The sequence below is a fragment of the Promicromonospora kroppenstedtii DSM 19349 genome (assembly GCF_000515355.1).
In the GTDB taxonomy this organism is placed as follows: domain Bacteria; phylum Actinomycetota; class Actinomycetes; order Actinomycetales; family Cellulomonadaceae; genus Promicromonospora; species Promicromonospora kroppenstedtii.
The window spans coordinates 8,671-9,841 of record NZ_KI911603.1; the positions used below are offsets into that span (position 1 = coordinate 8,671).

The 1,171-nt window shown below is 74.8% G+C and carries 1 protein-coding gene; it reads right to left on the reverse strand.

The features are described from left to right. On the reverse strand, nucleotides 1-1,171 hold a 1,171-nt coding region (locus PROKR_RS03385), incomplete at both ends, for an acyltransferase family protein (protein ID WP_157601859.1).

Below are 1,171 nucleotides of genomic sequence, written 5' to 3' on the forward strand. Positions count from 1 at the left end.
AGCGCGGCCAGCCCGGCGACGGCGCCGCCGGCCACGAGAGCCACGCTGACCATGGCGGCCACCAGCGCGCGCCCGCCGCCGAACCGCTCACGGAACCGCTGGGCGGGGTTGCCGACGAGCACGGTGGTGAGCCAGGACAGTGCCACGGACGCCGCCATGATGAGTGCAGCACCCAGCAGGTCCACCCGGTCCTGGCCGGTGCGGTGCAGGTAGGCGATGAGCAGCGGCCAGTGCCACAGGTAGAGCGCGTAGGAGATGTCCGCGACGAAGCGCAGCGGGGCCACCCGCAGCAGCCCGCGCGGGCCCCAGCCGGCGCTGCCGCCCGAGCCCAGCAGCACGAGCAGCGCCCCACCGACCGGCCACAGGGCCCCGTAACCAGGGAACAGCGCCCCGCCGTCGAGCACAAAACCGCTGGAGACCACCAGCGCCAGCCCGGCCCAGCCGAGCAGCGGCCGCAGGGCGCCGGGCAGGCGCACCCAGGGCAGCACGAGCGCGAGGAACCCGCCCAGCCCGAGCTCCCAGAACCGGGCCCAGGTGTGGAAGTAGGCGACCGGCTGGTCCGAGCCGTGCAGTTCCTGCGCGAAGACGAAGGACGCGACGGTCGCGGCGCCGACCGCCACGAGCAGCAGGCCGCGCGCGGAGATCCGGGCCGTGCGGGCGAGCGCCACCACGATCAGCACCACGACCGGCCAGGCCAGGAAGAACTGCCCCTGCACGGACATGGACCAGAAGTGCTGCAGCGGGCTGGTCTGGGGGCCGGCGGCGCCATAGACGAGCTGGCCGGCGATCATCTCCCAGTTCACGTAGTACAGGGCCGAGGCCAGGATCTCCCGGCCGGTCTGCATCCAGCTGCCGCGCGGCATGACCCACCAGGTGAGCGCAGCCGTCGCGACGAGCACCACCAGGGCCGGCGGCACGAGCCGGGAGAACGTGCGCCCGTAGTGCTCGCCCAGGCGGAGCTGGCGCCGCTCGGCCCGGCGCAGCAGGGATCCCGTGGCGAGGAACCCGGACAGCACCAGGAAGACGTCGACGCCGCCGGAGACCCGGCCGTTGCCGAACAGGTGGAACGCCACCACCAGCGCGAGGGCGAGCCCGCGCAGGCCGTGGAGCTCGGGGATGTGCGTGGTGCGCGGCGGGGCGCCCGCCCCATCCGCGGCCGGCCCAGCCGCGG